Genomic DNA, 21,036 nt, shown 5'->3' with positions numbered 1-21,036 from the left:
ACCCAGTATACCGATAGGGGGAACGTGCAATTGTTGAGTTCATTTAAACCACTGAAGAGAATTGAAGAGAACAGCAAGATTGTACAGCAGACGATACAGTACATAGGAAATCAAAAAGTAAGTACGATTACGATAGAAACGCCTAAAAAACTACCTAAATGTAGGTAGTTTTTTCCTATTTGTAGAATCTAAATAAAATGTTAAAATAATGTAAAACTTTACCAGAAGGAGAGGTTAGAGGTGCTAAAGAATCTCATGCAGAGCAATGTAAAAATTGTTTTTTCTGTTCTTGGCATCTTGTTCGTTCTGGTCTCATGGCTCGTATTTGAATTGTTAAAAGGTTTGCTGCCAGATTTGATAGCAGTCATACATAAGTGGATGTTTCAACCGATCGAATGGCTGTTTATCCTAGCACCGCCACATGAGGAAAACAAGCTAGCTTCATTAGGCTCTGTTCTAGGCCTGTCTATCTTGTATTCCGCCATTTTGGCAGGAATGGTATTCATCGTTTTGTTCATCTGCGATAAGCTTAGAGGGAACGAGATCGAGTTCCAGATGGAAGTGAAATATTGTGAGAAAGAATTGGCCAATGCGATTTACAGTTTGGATGGCAGCGGTCAATCAACAGCTATTATTAATGCGAATGCGATCACGTTCATGAAGGCATTTGAAATGGAAGTAAAGACGATTTATGGATTGAAACCGGACGAGCTATGCTGTTATTGGATCGTACCTACGAATAATGACAAGCAGTTTGAAGTGTTTTACTTAACCGAGTTGAAAGATTTTGACACAGTACGTACTCTATTACTGTCTTCGATGCTTCAAGAGGATTGCCGAATTGCCGATAAACAAGTAAAGGGACGTATTCAAAACACGGACATCGAACAATTTGCAATTGTAAAAAACTTTGGCAAATTCAGACTTGGATTCGCGGTCGCTGTTTACAAGAATGACACATTTACTCCCGAAAATATGCAGGAGTTCGAGCGGTTGACTACGTATATGTTATTATTAGGATTTGTTACCAAGTTTGTGAATAAGGTCAAAACCTTAAAGAGAGCTAGTTAGGAGTGGGATACGATGAAATTAGCTGAGTTCTTCGCGAAAAGAGGCAACGAAACTGCTGTTTACTCGAAAAATCTCTCTTCCAAGAAGAAGATTCCCAACAGCAAATTTACTCCTGGCTTCGCTAGCTTAAAACAGATTGTAGATGAACATAGTCCGAATGAGCGACATGATAATAAAGTGGTTGGAGGAAAATGACACTGCCTGTGAGCAGTGTTATTTTTTGTTTCGGGGTACTTGGGATAGAGGAAAAGCCACCTGATGAAGGTGGCTTTAGTTTTGGGAGATCTCTACACTGTGTTTGCTTTTTCTGTGTGACCATATTAGGACAGGAACCAGCAACAGTGCTATAGCGCCTCCGGCAAGTGAAAGTGTTGCGTAGCTGGCATTGGCGACGACCATACCAGACAGGGCTCCACCGGATGCACCAGCCAAGGCAATCAAGACATCGACCGTTCCCTGCGTTTTCGCACGAGTGGCGGGCTGCGTTGCATCCACGATAAGTGCTGTGCCACTAATTAATCCAAAATTCCAGCCCAGTCCGAGCAGCACAAGAGCCGTGATGAGTAGCGGCATCGAATCGGCTGGCGCAAAAGCAGCAGTCATGCTGGCTGTAAGCAGTATGACACCGGAAGCATAAGCCATTGTGGAGCGACCGATCTTGTCAACGAGTACCCCCGTCAAGAGCGAGGGGAGGTACATCGCACCGATATGAAAACCGATGACGATCCCTACTTCAGAGAGACCATGTCCATGGTGCTTCATATGTACAGGTGTCATCGTCATAATGGCGACCATGACGATCTGCGTCAAAATCATGACGGTGGCTCCCACGATGATTCCCCGGTTATTGCTCGCAAGCTGATTCTCATTCAGACAGGACGGGGAGCTCTGATTCATCTGTTGTGCTTCGGCGATTGCTTTCGAAACGATGAACGGGTCCGGGCGAAGCAATACCCAAAATACGAGACCAGCGAGGATAAAGGCTGCGGCACCTAAGATGAAAGGACCAGCCAGTGCGGGGACACCGATGGATGTAGCGAATCGTCCCATGACTTCCACCAGGTTTGGTCCTGCGACGGCCCCGAATGTAGTGGAGACCATTGCGATACTTACGGCAGTCGCTCGCTGTTTAGGCTTTGCCAAGTCTGTGCCTGCATAGCGGGCTTGCAGGTTAGTAGCGGTGCCAGCCCCATACAGAATTAAGGAAGCAAACAGAAGGACAATACTGTTTGCAACGGCTGCGATAACCACTCCAATTGCGCCAATACCCCCAGCTAAGAATCCGCTAGCGAGACCGAAACGGCGTCCAAAGCGTTGAGAGAGTCGACCCACCAGCAATGCAGCGACAGCAGAACCAAGCGTGAGCAATGCGGCAGGGATGCCCGCGAGACTTTCCGAACCGAGCATATCCTGAGCGAGGAGAGCACCTACGGTGACACCTGCCGCAAGTCCTGCACCGCCGAAAATTTGTGAGATGACTACAATCCAGAGCGTTCGTTTGTATAATCTTTGCTGTTTATCTGGGGAGTCGATGTAGCTTTGTAAATCTTCAGGTTTGAGTGACATCTGATCCACCTTTCTATGGAGAGAAAGCTTTCGTGAAGTTATGAAATTTCAGTCATCCCTTCTGATGGAAATGACTGGGGAATTTTCATTCAGTATAGTATTGGTGACGGGTAAACACAAGGAGAATCCAGCTTCATAAACACTTTGCAAAACCAAAAACACCGGACATTTTCTATCCGGTGTTTTTGGTTTATTTTCCTACGATAAGCAATAGCTCACGGAGGTTTTGTATGAGAATTTGATTTTCTTCCAGCGTACCTACACTGATTCGAATATGCTCCGGTAACCCCCAAGTGTTTCCGTAACGCAAAATGATTCCTCTTTCCAGCAGCTCTTGATAAATCCTACCCGCATTTGGCCCCCATTTTACCAAGATAAAATTAGACATACTCACGGTATAGGGGATATTCATTTCATCGAATGCATCATACAGCTGCTTGCGGCCTTTGGTGTTTTCCGTAAGGGATTTTTCAAAATGCTCCACGTCCCCAAGGGCGGTAATTGCGGCTGTTTGTGCCAAAGAATTGACGTTAAACGGCTCTTTTACTTTCAGGATTTTTTGGATCACGGATGGGTGAGCGACACCAAATCCGACGCGAATACCGGCAAGCGCGTAAATTTTCGAGAAGGTTTGCAAGACGAGAACAGGATATCCTTGGCGGACAAATTCAATGCCCGATGTGTAATCGTCAGCCGTTGCATAGTGACTGTAAGCAGCGTCGAGTACGACAAGCACCCCATCTGGCAATTGGTCTAGCAATGCCGTCAAGTCCTGACGAGACAAATAGGTGCCTGTCGGGTTGTTAGGGGAACAAAGGTAGATCAGCTTTGTTCGAGCCGTAATGGCTGCCAAAATAGCGGAAACATTGAAGGCATAATCGGCCTCAAGTGGAACCGTTTTGATGACAGCCCCCATGAGATGTGCGCCGAATTCATATTCACTAAAGGTCGGCGAAGGCACGACGATTTCGTCCTCGTGCTCCAAATAGGTTTCGGACATGAGCTTGATCAGTTCGTCACCGCCATTTGTGACGATTAAATGCTCCGGACTTAACTCAAGATGATCAGCCAAGTGCTCTTTCAGCGTCGTTGTATGGGCATCCGGGTAACGATGCAGCTCTGGGAGCGCACCGAGAATGGCGCGGATGATTTTAGGGGATGGGCCGAGTGGATTTTCATTTGAGGCTAATTTAATGATAGAAGAGAGTCCGTACATTTTTTTAATCTCCCAAATCGGCATTCCAGGTTGATAGGATTGTATCTTTTCTAATGCTTTTCGCGATTGTGTCGTGGGCAGTTGTTTCATCTATATGGCCTCCAAAACTTCATGGTAGCAACACTGTAAGTGAAATCTCTAGCACTGTAACCAGCCAATTCGCGAAAGATGAAACAGACCAATTACGAGGATGGACACAAATTGGATGGTTCATAAAAGTCAAGATTGGATCATGAAGGAAGGAGCCGCTTATTTTATAATCAGCCCAGAAACATCACTCATTCAAACAACACGGAAGGATAGTGAGGTGGGAAAAATGTTGATTCAAGGGCAAACGCCGCTCTTTAACGGGCTGAGAAAGCATGCCCAGAAGAATCCAATCCAATTCCATATACCAGGTCATAAGAAAGGAAAAGGGATGGATCCTGAATTTCGATGGTTCATGGGAAAAAATGCACTTTCCATCGATTTGATTAACATTGAACCATTAGACGATTTGCATCAACCAAAAGGAATTATCAAGCAAGCGCAGGAATTGGCTGCTGAAGCCTTTGGCGCTGATCACACCATATTTTCTGTTCAAGGCACGAGCGGAGTCATTATGACCATGATTATGGCGGTATGTAATCCCGGTGATAAGATCATCGTGCCACGGAATGTACACAAATCTATCATGAGCGGAATTGTTTTATCGGGTGCGACTCCTATCTTTTTACATCCAGAAATAGACCCTGTCTTCGGAATCTCGCATGGAATCACACCGCAAGCTGTGGAAAAAGCATTGGAACAGCATCCTGATGCAAAGGCAGTTCTAGTCATCAATCCAACCTATTTCGGAATTGCCGGTGACTTGAAGAGTATCGTTCAAATTGCGCATGCCAGAGGAGTGCCCGTACTCGTAGATGAAGCACATGGCTCACATGTTCACTTCCATCCCAAGCTGCCACTATCAGCGATGCAAGCTGGTGCAGATATGGCAGCAAGCAGTATGCATAAATTAGGAGGCTCTCTGACGCAGAGTTCGTTGTTGAACATTCAGGGAAATCTTGTTTCGATTCAGCGTGTACAAGCTATCTATAGCATGCTCACTACGACATCCACTTCCTATTTACTGCTCGCTTCGCTCGATGTGGCGAGAAAGCGGTTGGTGACATCCGGGAAAGCGCTATTGGATCAAACGATTCAGCTGGCAAACGAAGCACGAGCACAAATCAATAAAATTAATTATTTGTACTGCATCGGAAGAGAAATTATCGGGACAAATGGAGCGTTTGCTCATGATCCGACCAAGCTGGTCATCTCAGTAAAAGACCTCGGCATTACGGGGTATGAAGCTGAAAAATGGCTTCGTGATCGCTATAACATTGAAGTAGAGCTATCTGACCTGTACAACATCGTTTGTATTATCACACCAAGTGATACGAAAGAAGATTTGCAAATCCTTGTCTATGCCTTGGAGGAGCTGGCTGCTGGGGCCGGGGATCAAGGAAACAGAAAAAGCCGCCCGAAAATGCAGCTTCCCAAAATACCGGTACTGGCTGTCACCCCGCGCGATGCATTTTACGCACCGACAGAGATGATTCCCGTCGAACAATCCGTGGGAAGAATCATCGCGGAGTTTGTCATGGTATATCCACCTGGTATTCCGATTTTTATCCCGGGTGAGATCATTTCGGAAGAGAATCTCATCTATACGAAGAAAAACATGGAGGCAGGTTTACCTGTACAAGGCTTTGAAGACCCCACGCTACAAACCATACGTGTCATCAAGGAATAACCAAACAACCAGGCATTGGAGGAGAATTCTATGAAACAATATCTCAGCTTTTCGGAAGAGGTCAGACATGCACTTGATCATCAATTACCGATTGTTGCTCTAGAAACGACGATTATCTCCCATGGAATGCCTTATCCACAAAATGTAGAAATGGCAAATGACGTAGAGCAAATCATTCGCAATCATGGTGCTGTTCCGGCAACGATTGGTTTTATGGACGGGCAAATTAAGATTGGTTTGAGTGCGAGTGAGCTGGAAGAGTTCGCGACAAATAAAAATGTGGCCAAGGTTAGCCGCCGGGACATCCCGTATATTTTAGCCTCGAAAAAAATAGGAGCGGCAACCGTATCGGGGACGATGATCGGTGCTGAGTTGGCAGGCATTCGCATGTTTGCGACAGGTGGAATTGGCGGTGTTCACCGTGAAGGGGAAGTGACGTGGGATGTGTCTGCTGATTTGACGGAGCTGGCACAGACAAATGTGGCAGTCGTATGTGCGGGTTGCAAATCCATTTTGGATATCGGAAGAACACTGGAGTACTTGGAAACGCTCGGAGTGCCCGTTGTTGGCTATCAAACAACCGAGTTCCCGGCTTTTTACTCCCGCCAAAGTGGATTCGATGTGTCTGTAAGCATGGATACGCCAGAAGAGGCAGCTGCGATGTTGGATGCTAAATGGAAGCTCGGCTTGAAGGGCGGAGCGGTGATTGCCAATCCAATCCTCGAAGCGGATGCAATCCCTTACGATGAAATCGAAGCGATTATTCTCCAAGCGATGCATGATGCGAAAAGCCAAGGAATCACTGGCAAGCAAGTAACGCCATTCATGTTAGCGAATGTAAAAGAACGAACAGGCGGAAAAAGCCTAGAGGCGAACATTGCTCTGGTGAAAAATAATGCAAAGCTCGCTGCACAAATTGCCGTTGCGTTAAACCGAAGCGAATCATAGGAGGAAAGGCCGCCTTGGGGTGGCCTTTTTCTTTTGCTTACTTAAGGGTTCTCTACCGCCTTTCCTCCTTTGATCCGGAAGAGAATCAGCAAAAAAATCGGCAGCAGCAGGAGTACGTATCCATACTTAAAATAGACGTGATTAGCCTGCAAGAGTTGTTGATGATTGGAAAAGACGAGTAAAGACAGCAAAAGCGTAACCAAACAGACGGGCAAGCTCAGCTTTTTGTAAGTGGTGGAAAGGAGAAAGGCAAGACATTCACAGATGGCATATAAAAATACAGCTACCCGGATGAAACAGCCTGCTGTCATCGTATATAAACCATAAATGTCTCCCCGGCTTATAAAACCCATCTTTATTTGTCTGACTGTATTTTGTACCGGCCAGTCCAATTTTTCCGAGAGAGGCAGCCCAAATACAGCAATGGCACCCATTAGCATCGAGGCGCCCAAAAAGACGTTAAATAACACAAGAAAGGAGAAACCATTGAAATCATGACGCACTCCGACCCATTTTGTCTGAAGCAGGAGGACTAAGATCAGTTCCCCCCACAAGGCAATATAGAAAAGCGAGCCCTCCAGAGCAGGTCCCCAACCATTGTCGAGGATCGGCAAAATGCGGGCATAATCTTTTTCTTGCATGAGTGTCAGTCCAACTATCGGTCCCGTTATCATCGTCATCAAAAAAAAGATCACGGCAATTCTAGCGATGGATTCGATGTTTCTTTGCAGACTGAACCAAATGAGAAGGATGAAGCTCGTGCCGATTGCCCAGAGAGGCGTCTCTGGCAAAAAGGTTATTTTGACGAATTCCTCCAGACCACGCATCGTCGTAGCAGAAGCATACAGAAAATAGGCGAGTAAGATTACACACAAAATGACAGCTGGTGCTCTACCGGCTTTTTCTTCTGTTCCCGTCAGCAACGAGGTGTTTTGAAGTTTACTTCGCAGTATGCTCAACAGCAGGACGAATAGAATGCCACAAGGAATGCTGATCAAAGCAGATATCCAGCCGTCTTTGCCAGCGGTATGAATCAGTGGTTCGATTAGGAAGACGTGTCCCATGATGGGGAGACTTAATGCATGGATTGAGACCCACTGAAATCTTGAAATCGTGCGGACGTCCAACCATCCCACTCCTTATTTTTCGCCAAGTTGCTCTGCCAGAAGTCCATTTAAGAGGAGCTTGCTCTGAACATTCACTTTTACGTCTAGCTCTGAAAAGTGAGCGGGCCATTGTTCTTCCCAGGTTTTCCACACTTGTGGATACGCGCGATGCACATATTCATGAAAGCCAAAAATATCGGCCTTGTTTTTCTTCGCTACTGCTACAGCTTCATGGATTTCATCTCGAATGACATGATTGACTTTTGTCTGCAACGATTTATACGTCTCTGTGTCCATTGGAATGGGATGATTAAGACTTCCAATATATCCGTGTGGATGGACAGTCACCTGGATATGTAACTGATTATTTTCGAGAACGGGACGGATTTTTGTTTTGGAGCCTATAATCTCGATCGATGCGTATTGTCCCTGCTTTTTGAGTGGAACGATGACAATCGTGCTTTTTATTTTCCCCGTTGTCCACAGTAATCCGCGCGCCTGTGTCTCATTGATCGAAGCGATAGCTTTTCCGCCTTTGATAATGACAGCTCCAGCTTCACGGCTTTCTTTCTTTGATTGGATGGGATGACTGATCGGCAGATAGCCTACTTTCTCTTTACTCGCCATCATGCGCATAAGGTCGAGTGAACGTACGGGTGGATATTTGCCAATGGCTCGACTGGCTATCATTTTCTCGTTGATTTGCAGAGGCTGGATGTCGTTCGTATTTCCTTTTGTGTGCAGGAGAGCTTCTGCTTTCCCTTCGACATAAATGACCCAGTGACGCCCGGATAATTCCTGATCGCGAAAAAATAAATCAAGGGGACCAATGATATCCTTTTTGGCTGCGTCCGTGCCAATCGCTACGTATTGCATTTGATGATAGCTAAGCTTGTACCCCGAGTACTCGATCATATTTCGGGCTGCGTCAAACATGGTATAGCCTGTCGATTGGATAATCGCGCTTTTTTCCGCCGAGCCTCCATCCGTTTTTCCACTGCTTGGCTTCATGACGTTCACAGTAAGGACATAGCGGCCTTCCTCGTTCAAGTCGATTCCAATTGCCGTGACAAATCTTGTCTCAGTGAGCTCGATGTTATTCCAGCAACCCCCTAAAATGACAGTCAGCAAGCCTATCACAGCAGTTAGCGTCTTCATGATCAATCATTCTCCCTTTTGCTTCTTCAGTGGGAAAGGGGTAGCACCAGAGCTTAGTTTGATGAACCAAAGAGGAAAGCGAATAAAGAAGTCCTTCCAATCTTGCAGTTTCAAAGGAGCTAAAGGAGCAAGATAAGGTATCCCAAACGAACGCAGATCGCACAAATAGATAGCAACCAGATAAAAGACGAGAAAATTGCCGTACAGTCCAAGCGCCGAGGCGGCAAAAATCGAGACAAATCGCAGAATGACTACCACGTCAGAAATGGCAGGGAAAATAAACGAAGTGATGGCTGACGCGGCAATGATAATAACGGTCGGCGCCCCAACTAATCCCGCACTAACGGCCGCCTCACCAATGACTAAAGCTCCTACGATGCTGACAGCTTGTCCGATGGGGCGAGGCATGCGGACCCCAGCCTCACGCAGCCATTCATACACGATCGCCATAAGAAGCAGCTCGATGGGCAAAGGGAACGGAACCCCTTCTCTGGCATTGATAAAACTGAACAACAACGTGGGGGGGACTAAGTCCTTGTGGAAATTTTCGAAAGATATATAGAGAGACGGGAGAAATGCTGAGACAAAAAAAGCTGCATAGCGAAGCAAGCGCAATAAGCTGGCATAGAAAGGGCGGGAATAGTAATCCTCCGGGTTTTGAAAAAACTCTTGAAACGTAGCTGGTACCATGAGGGCAACTGGACTGCCGTCCACCAAAATGGCGACACGCCCCTCTAAAATTTTGGCTACCAGGATGTCCGGTTTCTCACTGTTGAAGATGGTTGGGAAAATGGAAAAAGGCTCGTCTTCGATCCATTGCTCAATATAGCCGGAGTCCAAGATGGCATCCATTTTTATGGCGGATATACGCTTTTTCACCTCGTCGACCAATTCTTCCTTCACAACTCCTCGGACGTAGGCGAGACATACCCTAGTATCCGATTGTGTACCGATCCAATAGGTTTCAATTTGGAGATTGGGATTGTGATATCTTTTGCGAATCAGTGAGAGATTTGTGTCAATCGTTTCAATAAAGCCTTCGCGTGGACCGCGAATGACTGCTTCTTTGGCAGGCTCTTCCACGCTTCTTTGTCCAAGCGATTTGGCTCCGATAATAATGCATTGTTGTTGGTTATGAATAAAAAGCACGATATATCCGCGGGCAAGCTGTTCGAGCACTTTTTCAAGTGTGCTTTCCTTCCACGCCATCGAGACATGCAGAACAGCATTCATAATATGATCAATCATGTCCTCGTGGAGATCGCCAATGGTATTCATCAGCGGTCTAATGACATCCCGATCCATTACGTCTTGATTCGACATACCTTTCAGGAACAGCAAAGAAGCTTGTTGTGATGGATTTGTCCCAAGCCAAATGGTTCGGACGGCTAGATCACTCGTGAAGCCAAAATGACTCCGAACAGTGGTCACATTTGCTTGAAGATCCTCCTGGAGGGGAGTTTCTTGTGGTTCCTGGTTCTGTTTGAATTGATGGATGGATAGCTTTCTCCGAAACTTTTTGATCACGTCGCTTCACCTAATCAGTAATGAGATGGAAGTGATCTTAGGGTACCCATCGATTTCCAATTCCATTCGACTAGAGAAGGACCTTCTTTTCGTGAGAAGGTTTTTTTGTGTCTAAAAATTGTCCAAAATGTAGCGGATTATTGAACATGGCTGGTTGATCCACTTTGTCATTGGCTGGTGACACTCCATTGGTCCGGCTTTAGAGTAAGACTTGTTTCAATAGTACCCCGTGCATGGTGATAGGAGATGAGGACAAGGACATGAAGACGTCCAAGACAGTACGCTGTATGTCATTTTTGTTCATGTTCATCCTGCTGTTCTTGACGACCGGTTGCGCTGATAACTATATCGTGCTCGATCCGAAAGGACCCATTGGTGAACAGCAAAAGGACTTAATGATTTTATCCACGCTTTTAACGTTAATTGTGATTGTTCCTGTACTAATTCTTACTTTTGTCATTGTATGGCGATACCGTGACAGAGAAGGAAGAAAGGCGAAGTACACGCCGAATTGGGAACACAGTACGAAACTGGAAATCATTTGGTGGGGCATTCCCATCATCATTATTGCGTTAATTGGGATCGTGACAGTTCAGTACACGTATTCTTTGGAGCCATCGAAACCGTTGGAATCCGAGAAGAAACCGATCACGATTCAAGTGACGAATTTGGATTGGAAGTGGCTGTTCCAATATCCTGAACAAGGCATTGCCACTGTGAACTATGTACAATTCCCAGAGGATACGCCAGTACGCTTTGAAGTGACATCTGACGCCCCGATGAATTCATTCTGGATTCCACAGCTTGGCGGTCAGATTTATGCCATGTCCGGCATGTCTATGACTCTCTACCTGCAAGCAGATGAGCAGGGTGAGTACATGGGATCTGGTGCGAACTTTACCGGAAAAGAATTTGCGAAGATGTTCTTTACAGCGAATGCGACTTCCCAAGAAGACTTTGATCAATGGGTGAATCAGGTGAAAAATACTTCCCCTGGGCTGACGTTGGATGGCTACAAAGAGCTGACCAAACAAGGAACTTCGGACGTACGCTATTTCTCCGCTTTCCCTGAAGGATTGTACGAGATGACTGTGACCAAGTATGCTGCTTCACACAATCACGGCTTATCTACGAGAGTGCAACCGCCAGCGCGGGTGAAAGAATAGTCGGTTGAAATTGAAAGAGGGAGGAGAGAGACAACGATGTGGGAGAGTGTGAAAGAATTCGCCTCTGAATTTTTCGTAACAGGCGATCCACTTATTTACGGTGCGGACGTCAGCATTGTGCTTAGTATCATCGCAATCGTATCGGTGCTGACTTACTTTAAAAAATGGGGATGGCTCTGGCGCGAATGGCTGACAACTGTCGATCACAAGAAGATCGGTATCATGTACATTCTCGCTTCCGTTCTCATGCTGTTTCGAGGAGGGGTAGATGCTCTCCTGATGCGGGCTCAGCTCGCTATGCCTGATATGCAGTTTTTGAGTGGGGATCACTATAACCAGATTTTTACGACGCATGGCGTCATTATGATTCTGTTTATGGCGATGCCGCTTATGTTTGGCTTGTTCAATGTCATCGTGCCGCTGCAACTCGGTGCACGTGACGTAGCCTTTCCGTTTTTGAATGCGCTCAGCTTCTGGCTGTTTTTCTCAGGGGCGATGCTGTTTAACTTGTCCTTCGTCATTGGGGGTTCCCCGGATGCAGGATGGCTGGCTTATCCGCCGTATTCGGAGTTAGCCTTTAACCCGGGACCAGGTCAGGATTTCTACATTTGGGGAATTCAGATCTCGGGTATAGGTAGTTTGATGACCGGGATTAACTTTATTGTGACGATTTTGAAAGTGCGTGCTCCTGGTATGACGTTGATGAAAATGCCGATGTTTTCCTGGTCAGTTTTGTCGAGTTGTATCGCAATCGTTTTCGCATTCCCAATCTTGACTGTTACATTGGCACTGCTGTTTATCGACCGCTATTTGGGTGGGCACTTCTTTACCTTGGATGGCGGCGGTAACCCGATGATGTACATCAACTTGATTTGGATGTGGGGTCACCCGGAAGTTTACATTATCGTTCTGCCAGCGTTCGGGATTTTCTCCGAGATCGTGGCGACGTTCTCTCGGAAAAAACTGTTTGGTTACAAATCCATGGTGTTTGCCATGATCATCATTAGCGTTCTGTCGTTCCTCGTATGGGCGCACCATTTCTTCACAATGGGCTCCGGTGCGGACGTCAATGCGTTCTTCGCGGTCACGACGATGTTGATTGCGATTCCGACGGGTGTGAAAGTGTTTAACTGGTTGTTTACGATGTTCCGAGGAAAAATTACGTTTGAAACGCCGATGCTGTGGATGGTCGGTATTATCCCGAACTTCGTCATCGGTGGGATGACGGGTGTACTTCTGTCCGTGGCACCTGCTGACTTCCAGTATCACAATAGCTACTTCCTCGTTGCCCACTTCCACCAGGTAATTATTGCGGGTGTCGTGTTTGGATTCTTCGCGGGCTTGTATTACTGGTGGCCGAAGATTTTCGGCTTCAAGCTGAATGAGCGTATTGGCCGTTGGGCTTTCTGGCTGTGGAACATCGGGTTCTATCTGTGCTTCATGCCGCAATACGCGCTGGGCTTGATGGGAATGACGCGTCGTCTTTATTCGTACGGATGGGACAAAGGTTGGTTCGAAATGAACCTGGTATCGACGATCGGTGCCGTAATCATGGGAGCTGCCTTCCTTGTCCAAATTTGGGACATTGCACACAGCCTCAAGCACATGAAGAGAGATACAACAGGAGATCCATGGAATGCTCGTACATTGGAGTGGTCGATTCCTTCTCCAGCTCCGTTCTATAACTTTGCCGTAATGCCACAGGTAACGTCTCAAGATGATTGGCATGAAAGAAAGCTGCGCATCGAGCAAGGCTTGGAAAAGCCGGCGAAAGTAGAGTTGGAACCGATTCATATGCCGAAAAACTCCGGTATTCCAATCGTGATGTCCATGTTCTGGTTCTTTGTCGGATTCGGTTTGATTTTTGACTGGTTATGGATGGCTGTACCAGGGTTTATCGGGGTACTTGCGTGTATGGTTGTTCACTCGTTTAACTACGACACGGACTATTACGTTACGGTGGAAGAGATTAAACGTACAGAGGCTGAAGCAGGGAGGGTGATTACGTAATGGCTAATGTGAATGCTGGACATCATGATCATCATCCAGACCAAGAGGAATTGCGCACGTTTGCCTTTTGGATCTACCTCATGACGGATGTTATCTTATTCGCTACCTTGTTTGCGACGTATATCGTACTGCAAGGAAATACGGATGGTGGACCAGGTCCAAAAGATTTGTTTCAAATGAATGGTATTTACGCGAGTACGTTTATTTTGTTGACCAGTAGCTTTACGAGCGGTCTTGCCATTCTCGCGATGAATAAAGGCAATCGTCTTGCGTTGATGAACTGGCTGGGAGTTACCGTATTTTTGGGAGCATCCTTCTTGTTCCTGGAAATCAACGAGTTCATGCACCTCGTAAGCGAAGGGGCAACGATTAGCACGAGTGCATTCCTGACTGCTTTTTACACGCTGGTAGGAACGCATGGCTTGCACGTGGCGCTCGGAATAGGGTGGATGATCATCGTCATCATGCAAATCGCGAAGCGCGGCATTACACCCGTAACGAAACGAAAAGTAAACATTATCAGCTTGTTCTGGCATTTCCTTGATATTGTTTGGATTTTCGTCTTCACCATCGTGTATGTGATGGGGGTGAATTAATTGAGCAAGCAATCTGTGCATGGCACGACAGAACAACACGGCGGTCATGGTTCCCTGAAATCGTATGTGATCGGTTTCGTCTTGTCGCTTGTACTCACCATCATTCCCATTCTAGCCCTAGAGAACGGTTGGTTGGATAGCGATAAGCGAATCATCATCTATTTAGTGGCGGCTCTGTTCCAGTTTATTGTCCAGTTATTCTTCTTCATGCATCTGAAAGAAGAGGATAAACCTCGTTACAACTTGATGTCGCTCTTACTCGGGTTGTTTATCGTATTCCTCATCGTGATCGGTTCGATTTGGATCATGATGTACAACATGGTCGCCCTATAATGACCAACATTTTGTCGGGGGGATGGAGATGCTAGCAGATTGGATACAGCTGACCAAGCCCCGCATTCTTCAACTCAATCTGGTAGCAGCATTCGGTGGGTATTGGGTAGCGAGTAAGTGGGAGCCGGATTGGATGCTTTTGTTATGGCTGATGATTGGAACCACACTCACAATGGCTTCGTCCTGCGTGTTAAATAACATTTGGGACTGGCAGCTTGACCAAAAAATGACTCGTACGAAAGACCGGCCACTTGCTACTGGACGACTGAAACCTGGGGGCGTACTGCTGTACGCCCTGGTTCTCGGTCTTGTGGGAGAGCTGGTGCTATTTTATAAAGTCAATGCGTTAGTAGGTTGGCTCGGATTATTCGGGATGTTCGTATACGTAGTTGTTTACACGATGTGGCTCAAAAGAACGTCCACTTGGAGCACGTCCATTGGTGGAGTGTCCGGGGCAATGCCGCCTGTGATGGGATATTGTGCCTATACGAATGAGATTGACGCAGGAGCGTGGCTTTTGTTCGCTTTGCTCTTCTTGTGGCAGCCTGCTCATTTCTGGTCGCTTGCCATTAGACGTGTAGATGAGTATACAGCAGCTGGATTTCCTCTCCTCCCGGTAATGAAGGGGATCAAACGGACCAAGCTGCAAATGATTCCGTACGTGGTTTTGCTATTGCCAACGGTAACGATTATGTATGTGTTGGGTTACGTAGGGATTATCTTTTTCGCTGTTTCCTTCCTATTCGGAATGGTATGGATGGGGCATACGATTATTGGGATTGTGTCGGAGAATACGGAAAAATGGGCGAAGACGAATTTTTTCATCTCGATTCATTATTTGATGATTGTGTTTGTGTGCATGGTAATGGATACGACAGGCCGTCCCTTTTTGTAAGGGATAGTCATTCCCGTAGGAAGGGTAGGGAGTTCCATGAAAGCTATCAAGTATCTAATGATCAGTTCTCTGTTCTTGCTCGTAACTGCATGTGGCAGTGGTGCAACAGAAGAACAAGCAGAAGTTGCAGATGCAGATAAAAGTGCGATGAAGCTATACAAAAATAATTGCATGAGCTGTCACGGTAACGATTTATCCGGTAGGGTGGGTCCAGGCTTGCAGCAAGTTGGCTCGAAAATGACGGAGGAAAAACTCGTTGAAATAATTACGGTCGGCGCAAATGGCATGCCTGGTTATGAAAATGTACTCAGCGCCGAAGAAATCGGCCAGTTAGCGAAGTGGCTCTCTGAGAAAAAGGAATAGGAGAGGAGCGGTATAATGAAAAAAACAGCTTGGTTGATCATGCTCAGTATCCTGATGATTTTGGTAACTGCGTGTGGTCCAGCAAGATATGATTACAACTATCCGGTTAATGAATTTGCTTATACGGACCAGGAAGGGAAGCCTTTTTCATCGAAAGATCTGGAAAATAAGGTATGGGTTGCTAACTTTGTCTTTACTTATTGTGGAACCGTTTGTCCTACGATGACCGCAAACATGGCTGAATTGCAGAAAAAAGCAAAAGAAGCTGGCGTTGATGTGGAGTTTGTTTCCTTCTCGGTTGATCCAGAAAGAGATACGCCGGAGGCATTGAAGTCATATCTGGGTAAATTCAATGCTGACTTCTCCAATTGGCATGCATTGACTGGCTATGGATTTGATGAGATCAAAACGTTTATTCTCAAGTCATTCAAGACTCCGATAGAAAAGGACCCTAATTCCGATCAAATCGTCCACGACACGTTTTTATACTTGGTCGATCAAAAGGGAATAGTGGTTAACCGTTATGAAGGAATGACGGACGTGCCTTACAATCAAATTATCGAGGATATGAAAGCGTTGCAGGAGTAGGGGAGTCAGTCGGGTACGCCGAATAATAGGAAAGCAAGACAGATGCTCTATTTGGGAGGGGATGTAACATGTCAATTCAGCAACATAACGTACGAGTAGCAGTTGTTCAAGCTGCTTCGGTCATAATGGATCGTGATGGAAGTACGGAAAAGGCGGTTTCACTGACATTGGAAGCAGGCGAAAAAGGAGCGAAAATCGTTGTTTTTCCCGAAGCTTTTATCCCGGCGTATCCGAGAGGCCTTACTTTTGGGACAAAGGTAGGCAGTCGTTCTCCAGAAGGTCGCAAAGACTGGTTTCGTTATTGGGACAATTCGATTGTCGTCCCGAGTGAAGAGACAGACAAGCTCGGGGAGGCAGCACGCAAAGCTGGCGTGTATCTCGTCATTGGTGTGATCGAAAGAGACAATGAAAATAGCGGCGGCACCTTATATTGTTCCGTCTTATTTTTTGGTCCTGATGGTGAGTTGCTCGGCGTGCATCGCAAGCTGAAGCCGACTGCATCCGAACGGTTGATTTGGGGCGAAGGGGACGGAAGTACTTTGCCGGTATTCGATACTCCTTACGGTAAGATCGGGGCCCTGATTTGTTGGGAGAATTATATGCCGCTAGCACGAGCGGCGATGTATGCAAAAGGCGTTCAAATCTATATCGCACCTACAGCTGATGCGAGGGATGCGTGGCAAGCTACCATCCGCCATATCGCATTGGAAGGCAGATGCTTCGTCTTATCGAGCAATCAGTACGTAACAAAAGATATGTATCCAACTGATTTGGCCTGCTACGAAGATCTTGCCTCTTCGCCAGACGAGATGAGCAGAGGTGGAAGTGCGATTGTGGGGCCCTTGGGTGACTATATCGTCGAGCCTGTTTTTGGTCGGGAGGAGATTCTCTACGCTGATCTGGACATTCGCGATATCGCTTATAGCCAATTCGATTTTGATGTCGTTGGACATTACTCGCGACCGGATGTTTTTACGTTGTTGGTGAATGAAGAGAAAAAAGAGAATGTGAAGTGGATGAAGTAGAGCTTATATAGTATAAAAAGACCTCCATTTGCTTGATACAAGCGGTGGAGGTCTTTTTTGTAGTTGCTGTGGTGGGGGAAGAAGCGCATTTCCAGTCTACGCTTCGGCCTACGCCCCGCAAGGGGGGATTTGACTGTCCGCACCGGAATAAATGGCGGGAGCGCTTCAAACGTAGAAGTTTCGAAGAAGTATTCCATAAGTGAAGCTGAAATTCCCCGCCATTTATTCCGGTGCTGGGATGGGCTCCAGAGGCGCTTGGACTGGAAATGCGCTTCTTCCTGCGTAGCTTTGGCAAATATCCTTTAAGGTAAATCCAAGTAGTAAAAAGAGAATTAAAACTTACTACACTCTAATAGCTTGAAAGAAACAAAAGCTGTACGAAAGTCCTGTCACATGTTTGGAAGGAGACCGCCCGAACGTAGAGAGGATACAGGCGACTGGAAAACATGTGGCAGGGCTTCCCCCGACCACAATCGTTGGCGGACCACCATCTTTATGTCAAAACAGCCTTCAAAGCAGCCGCAAATTTAGTGACACCAAGCGTAATTTCCTCTTCTTTTGGTCGTGCATAGGTAAAGCGAATGTAGCCGGAGTCTGAACCATACACACTGCCTGGCACAAAGACGACGCCTCTGCGAAGGGCTTCTTCAAATAAGTGGTTGTCGTTCACATTCGGGTTAATTTTACACCACAAGTGTAATCCGCCTTGGGGAACGGTGAAAGACAGCTCATTGGGCAGCTCTTTTTGCAGTGCCTCCACAAGCAAATCTCTTCTGTATTGTAGATGCATACGTAACCGCTCTAAATGTGGCAGGAAGTTATCGGAATGCAAAAACTGGGCCGCGATTTTTTGTGGCACCACGCTCAGGCCAAAATCCATCTGTTGGCGGGCATCTGCCAAACGTTCGACAACGGAATGAGGTGCTACCATCCAACCGACGCGTAAACCGGATGCAGCAATTTTGGAAAAGGAACCAATGTAGACAACGGAGCCAAGCTGATCCAATGATTTGAGTGGCAGTGGAGGCTTGCCGTCATAGGAAGTCAGACTGAAAGGATCGTCCTCGACAATCGGAAGACCGAGTTCGCTTGCTACATCCAACAGCTGCGTGCGCCGAGTGGGATCAAGACAAACCCCTGTCGGGTTTTGAAAAGTAGGATTGATAAAGATCATCTTGATCCGATGTTTTTTATACAAGGCTCGAATATCTTCTGGATTGATACCGTTATTGCTGACAGGAAGGCGGAACAGACGAAGGCCAGCAGATTGAAACATAGGCAACGAGTAAGAATAAGAGGGATCTTCGATGGCAACTGCATCGCCGGGTGCAAGCAGACATTGTGTGATCAAATACAGAGATTGTTGAGAACCCGACGTGATGAGAATGGAAGAGTCGGTTGTCTGCACATTCCGATATCGTGACAAATACGAGACCAGTTCTTCACGCAATGGCGTAAAGCCTTGTGGATTGTCGTATCCCAAATATTCGGTGAAGGGGTTTTCCTTCATCAGGGTACTGATTTCCGTGCCTGGTGAGAGCTGGGAAGACAATTCTCCACTCGCAAAATCGATGAGGCTGCTGTCTTTTTGCAAGGCCTCTCTGATCCGCCGCAGATAAGACAAATTCGGGAGGAATTGACCACCTTCTACATATCGATGCCAGTTCGGTGTATGCTTCGGAGTTGCCTCCCATTTATTTTTACTCACACGAGTACCGCTTCCTGTTCTGCTCTCGATGATGCCTAATGCCCGAAGTTCCTCGTACGCTAAAATAACAGTGCTTCGGTTTACCCCTAATTGCTCAGCCAATTTTCTCTCAGATGGGAGCAGGCTCCCAGGGGGGAACTCTCCATATGAAATTCTGCGTTCAATCTCATCGGCTATTTGGTGGTATAGTGTTTGACTGCTCGACCGATCAGGCTTCCAAATGATAATCACAACCTTGCACATATTCATTGTTTGTTATATGGGGGGAATCCATTTCATCATAACATTGTTAAGAAAAATACATGTGACAAAACCGTTCCAAACTGTTGAACATGGATGGGTAAAAAAATGATGAATTGGATGGTTTCATTTCCGAATGAGTATGATTAGGTTTCCATCTGGTGGTGATGAATACTCGTGATGAAAATAGATAGATTTTTCTTGCAAAGAGAAAGGGTGTGTCAATCCAATCGAGAATGAGTAAAGACACAAAGCGAGGGAAAAGAGGCGTGATTAGCATTGAGTAATTTGACATTACGGTATGTAAAGGTTTTAGTTGTAGCACTATCCGCAGCATTTGGGACGTCCATTTTCTTAGGGAATCTCATGGACTACCATTCCAATTATCAATTTGTTCAACATGTTCTGTCCATGGATACCACGTTTGAGGGGAACGCACTTATGTGGCGAGCGATTACTGATCCTACTGCTCACACCATAGCTTATATCGGAATCATCATTGCGGAAGGATTGTTCTCACTTTTTGGTTGGATCGCTACAGGAAATATGCTGCGGAATGTAAAGAAGGATGCAAAAACGTTCAATAACTCTAAAACATTCGCATACATGGCTTACATGGTTGCTTTTTGTATCTGGTTTTTCGGATTTGTAATTGTGGGCGCAGAGTGGTTCGCCATGTGGCAATCACAAGTATGGAATGGTCAGCAGGTAGCGTTTAACATTACAGAGGTGATGATTGGATTCGTGATTTTGGTTTCTTTACGGGATCGAGAATTAACAGAATAGGTAAAATTAGAGCCACGTTCCTTTGAGAGCGTGGCTTTTTGGTTTGAATCGCATTTTTCGTTGGGAGTTAAATATGCGAGGGAATCACGAATGTCGGGTTATGCTGGTTCAAAATATCTTCCATTCGCTGACGCACAGTCTCTTTATACGAGGGATCTGGCAAAATGTAAAAGCGATTGCTCTTGATCGCCAGGAAGGTGTGATCAGCTACTTCTTTCGGAGAAATTCCTTGCTCGACACCTGAACGAATGAACTGGTCGATGGCGGTAGTCATTGGTGAGGGCTCCACGATATCTCCTGGTTTGCTGTACTCGGCTGGACGATTGCGATGGGCGTCACATATTTGCGTCTGAACAAAGCCGGGGCATAAAACGGAAACACCGATTTTGGCTTGGATCATTTTCAATTCGTGGTAGAGGGTTTCCGACAGACTGACTAGCGCATGCTTACTTACACGATAAATGCTATTCCCTGGTCCGGATTCAAGGCCAGCGAGAGAGGCGGTGTTCACGATGTGGCATTCAGTCCCTTGTTTTAACATCATGGGTACGAAAATTTGTGTAGCGTGAATGGCTCCCCACAAGTTCACATTCATGACCCATTGCCAATCAGCGACGGTGCTTTGCCAGATTGTCGAGCCTGCCCCAACCCCTGCATTGTTGAACAATAGATGGACAGCACCGAACGAGTCTAGCGTTTTCTGTGCAAGCTCCTGGATATCTTTTTCTTTGCTAGCGTCCGTTATAACGGCGAGGACAGTTGCTCCTGCTGCCTTTAACTCCTGCTCTACTCGTTGGAGCGCCGCTACTTCTACATCGGCAAGAACAACCTTCATCTGCTCCTCAGCACAGCGCATTGCCAATGCGCGACCAATACCACTGGCGGCTCCAGTAATAACGGCTACTTTGTTTTCAAAATGGTTCATGATAGGCCTCCTTTAAAATAAATGCAAACGTC

At 46.3% G+C, this 21,036-nt stretch carries 20 protein-coding genes; 13 read left to right on the top strand and 7 right to left on the bottom strand.

The features are described 5' to 3' along the window. Positions 1–240: 240 nt before the first annotated feature. Entirely contained in the window at positions 241–1,071 is an 831-nt protein-coding gene (locus HPY28_RS18965; RefSeq protein WP_017251723.1) for a hypothetical protein, read from the top strand. A 12-nt stretch (positions 1,072–1,083) separates the two neighbouring features. Next, on the top strand, positions 1,084–1,266 hold the full coding sequence (locus HPY28_RS18960; protein ID WP_007723975.1) for a hypothetical protein: 183 nt from the start codon (positions 1,084–1,086) through the stop codon (positions 1,264–1,266). Between the two features lie 75 nt (positions 1,267–1,341). Here HPY28_RS18960 and HPY28_RS18955 read toward each other — a convergent pair whose 3' ends face one another. Together HPY28_RS18955 and hisC are read right to left on the bottom strand one after the other, a co-directional pair. Next, on the bottom strand, positions 1,342–2,637 hold the full coding sequence (locus HPY28_RS18955; RefSeq protein WP_174231164.1) for an MFS transporter: 1,296 nt from the start codon (positions 2,635–2,637) through the stop codon (positions 1,342–1,344). 190 nt (positions 2,638–2,827) lie between these two features. Continuing rightward, complete coding sequence (hisC, locus tag HPY28_RS18950; RefSeq protein WP_174231163.1) at positions 2,828–3,943, bottom strand: histidinol-phosphate transaminase; 1,116 nt, start codon at positions 3,941–3,943, stop codon at positions 2,828–2,830. A 229-nt stretch (positions 3,944–4,172) separates the two neighbouring features. Between hisC and HPY28_RS18945 the strand changes: the two genes are divergently transcribed. Together HPY28_RS18945 and HPY28_RS18940 are read left to right on the top strand one after the other, a co-directional pair. After that, the gene (locus HPY28_RS18945; RefSeq protein WP_174231229.1) at positions 4,173–5,630 is read left to right on the top strand and encodes an aminotransferase class I/II-fold pyridoxal phosphate-dependent enzyme; all 1,458 of its coding nucleotides are present in this window, start codon (positions 4,173–4,175) and stop codon (positions 5,628–5,630) included. Positions 5,631–5,660: 30 nt separating this feature from the next. Beyond that, positions 5,661–6,578, top strand: coding sequence for a pseudouridine-5'-phosphate glycosidase (locus HPY28_RS18940; protein ID WP_174231162.1), 918 nt, complete (start codon positions 5,661–5,663; stop codon positions 6,576–6,578). Between the two features lie 41 nt (positions 6,579–6,619). Here HPY28_RS18940 and HPY28_RS18935 read toward each other — a convergent pair whose 3' ends face one another. From HPY28_RS18935 to HPY28_RS18925, 3 genes are read right to left on the bottom strand one after another with little or no spacing between them, the layout of a single operon-like run. Then, positions 6,620–7,714 (bottom strand): GerAB/ArcD/ProY family transporter, encoded by a 1,095-nt coding sequence (locus HPY28_RS18935; protein WP_371813509.1) that lies wholly within the window; start codon positions 7,712–7,714, stop codon positions 6,620–6,622. 3 nt (positions 7,715–7,717) lie between these two features. Then, positions 7,718–8,842, bottom strand: a complete 1,125-nt coding sequence (locus HPY28_RS18930; RefSeq protein ID WP_174226158.1) for a Ger(x)C family spore germination protein — start codon at positions 8,840–8,842, stop codon at positions 7,718–7,720. A gap of 6 nt (positions 8,843–8,848) precedes the next feature. Further along, positions 8,849–10,369: a spore germination protein gene (locus tag HPY28_RS18925; protein WP_017251730.1), complete on the bottom strand. Its 1,521-nt coding sequence runs from the start codon at positions 10,367–10,369 to the stop codon at positions 8,849–8,851. Positions 10,370–10,629: 260 nt separating this feature from the next. Here HPY28_RS18925 and cyoA point away from each other — a divergent pair, with 260 nt between their 5' ends. From cyoA to HPY28_RS18885, 8 genes are all read left to right on the top strand, one after another. Continuing rightward, positions 10,630–11,535 carry a ubiquinol oxidase subunit II gene (cyoA, locus tag HPY28_RS18920; RefSeq protein WP_017251731.1) on the top strand — a complete coding sequence of 302 codons (906 nt, stop codon included), beginning with the start codon at positions 10,630–10,632 and terminating at the stop codon, positions 11,533–11,535. A gap of 36 nt (positions 11,536–11,571) precedes the next feature. Continuing rightward, the gene (locus HPY28_RS18915; protein ID WP_017251732.1) at positions 11,572–13,545 is read left to right on the top strand and encodes a cbb3-type cytochrome c oxidase subunit I; all 1,974 of its coding nucleotides are present in this window, start codon (positions 11,572–11,574) and stop codon (positions 13,543–13,545) included. Continuing rightward, positions 13,545–14,141, top strand: a complete 597-nt coding sequence (gene cyoC / locus HPY28_RS18910) for a cytochrome o ubiquinol oxidase subunit III (RefSeq protein WP_017251733.1) — start codon at positions 13,545–13,547, stop codon at positions 14,139–14,141. The genes HPY28_RS18915 and cyoC overlap by 1 nt, the downstream gene beginning before the upstream one ends. Continuing rightward, the gene (gene cyoD, locus HPY28_RS18905) at positions 14,142–14,474 is read left to right on the top strand and encodes a cytochrome o ubiquinol oxidase subunit IV (RefSeq protein WP_017251734.1); all 333 of its coding nucleotides are present in this window, start codon (positions 14,142–14,144) and stop codon (positions 14,472–14,474) included. A 28-nt stretch (positions 14,475–14,502) separates the two neighbouring features. Continuing rightward, positions 14,503–15,369 carry a heme o synthase gene (gene cyoE / locus HPY28_RS18900; RefSeq protein ID WP_173623884.1) on the top strand — a complete coding sequence of 289 codons (867 nt, stop codon included), beginning with the start codon at positions 14,503–14,505 and terminating at the stop codon, positions 15,367–15,369. A gap of 36 nt (positions 15,370–15,405) precedes the next feature. Then, the gene (locus tag HPY28_RS18895; RefSeq protein ID WP_017251736.1) at positions 15,406–15,732 is read left to right on the top strand and encodes a c-type cytochrome; all 327 of its coding nucleotides are present in this window, start codon (positions 15,406–15,408) and stop codon (positions 15,730–15,732) included. A gap of 15 nt (positions 15,733–15,747) precedes the next feature. Then, positions 15,748–16,320, top strand: a complete 573-nt coding sequence (locus HPY28_RS18890; protein ID WP_173623883.1) for an SCO family protein — start codon at positions 15,748–15,750, stop codon at positions 16,318–16,320. 68 nt (positions 16,321–16,388) lie between these two features. Beyond that, positions 16,389–17,345 carry a carbon-nitrogen hydrolase family protein gene (locus HPY28_RS18885; RefSeq protein ID WP_017251738.1) on the top strand — a complete coding sequence of 319 codons (957 nt, stop codon included), beginning with the start codon at positions 16,389–16,391 and terminating at the stop codon, positions 17,343–17,345. A gap of 493 nt (positions 17,346–17,838) precedes the next feature. Here the strand turns inward: HPY28_RS18885 and pdxR are convergent, their stop codons facing one another. Then, positions 17,839–19,302: a MocR-like pyridoxine biosynthesis transcription factor PdxR gene (pdxR, locus tag HPY28_RS18880; protein ID WP_174231160.1), complete on the bottom strand. Its 1,464-nt coding sequence runs from the start codon at positions 19,300–19,302 to the stop codon at positions 17,839–17,841. A 270-nt stretch (positions 19,303–19,572) separates the two neighbouring features. Here pdxR and HPY28_RS18875 point away from each other — a divergent pair, with 270 nt between their 5' ends. Continuing rightward, positions 19,573–20,079 carry a DUF2165 family protein gene (locus tag HPY28_RS18875; RefSeq protein ID WP_174226163.1) on the top strand — a complete coding sequence of 169 codons (507 nt, stop codon included), beginning with the start codon at positions 19,573–19,575 and terminating at the stop codon, positions 20,077–20,079. Positions 20,080–20,146: 67 nt separating this feature from the next. On the opposite strand, the gene HPY28_RS18870 is transcribed toward HPY28_RS18875, so the two are convergent. After that, the gene (locus HPY28_RS18870; protein ID WP_174226164.1) at positions 20,147–21,004 is read right to left on the bottom strand and encodes an SDR family NAD(P)-dependent oxidoreductase; all 858 of its coding nucleotides are present in this window, start codon (positions 21,002–21,004) and stop codon (positions 20,147–20,149) included. Positions 21,005–21,036: the final 32 nt, after the last annotated feature.

It is taken from the genome of Brevibacillus sp. HB1.2, assembly GCF_013332495.1.
In the GTDB taxonomy this organism is placed as follows: domain Bacteria; phylum Bacillota; class Bacilli; order Brevibacillales; family Brevibacillaceae; genus Brevibacillus; species Brevibacillus porteri.
This window is presented reverse-complemented; position numbering and strand designations above follow the sequence as displayed.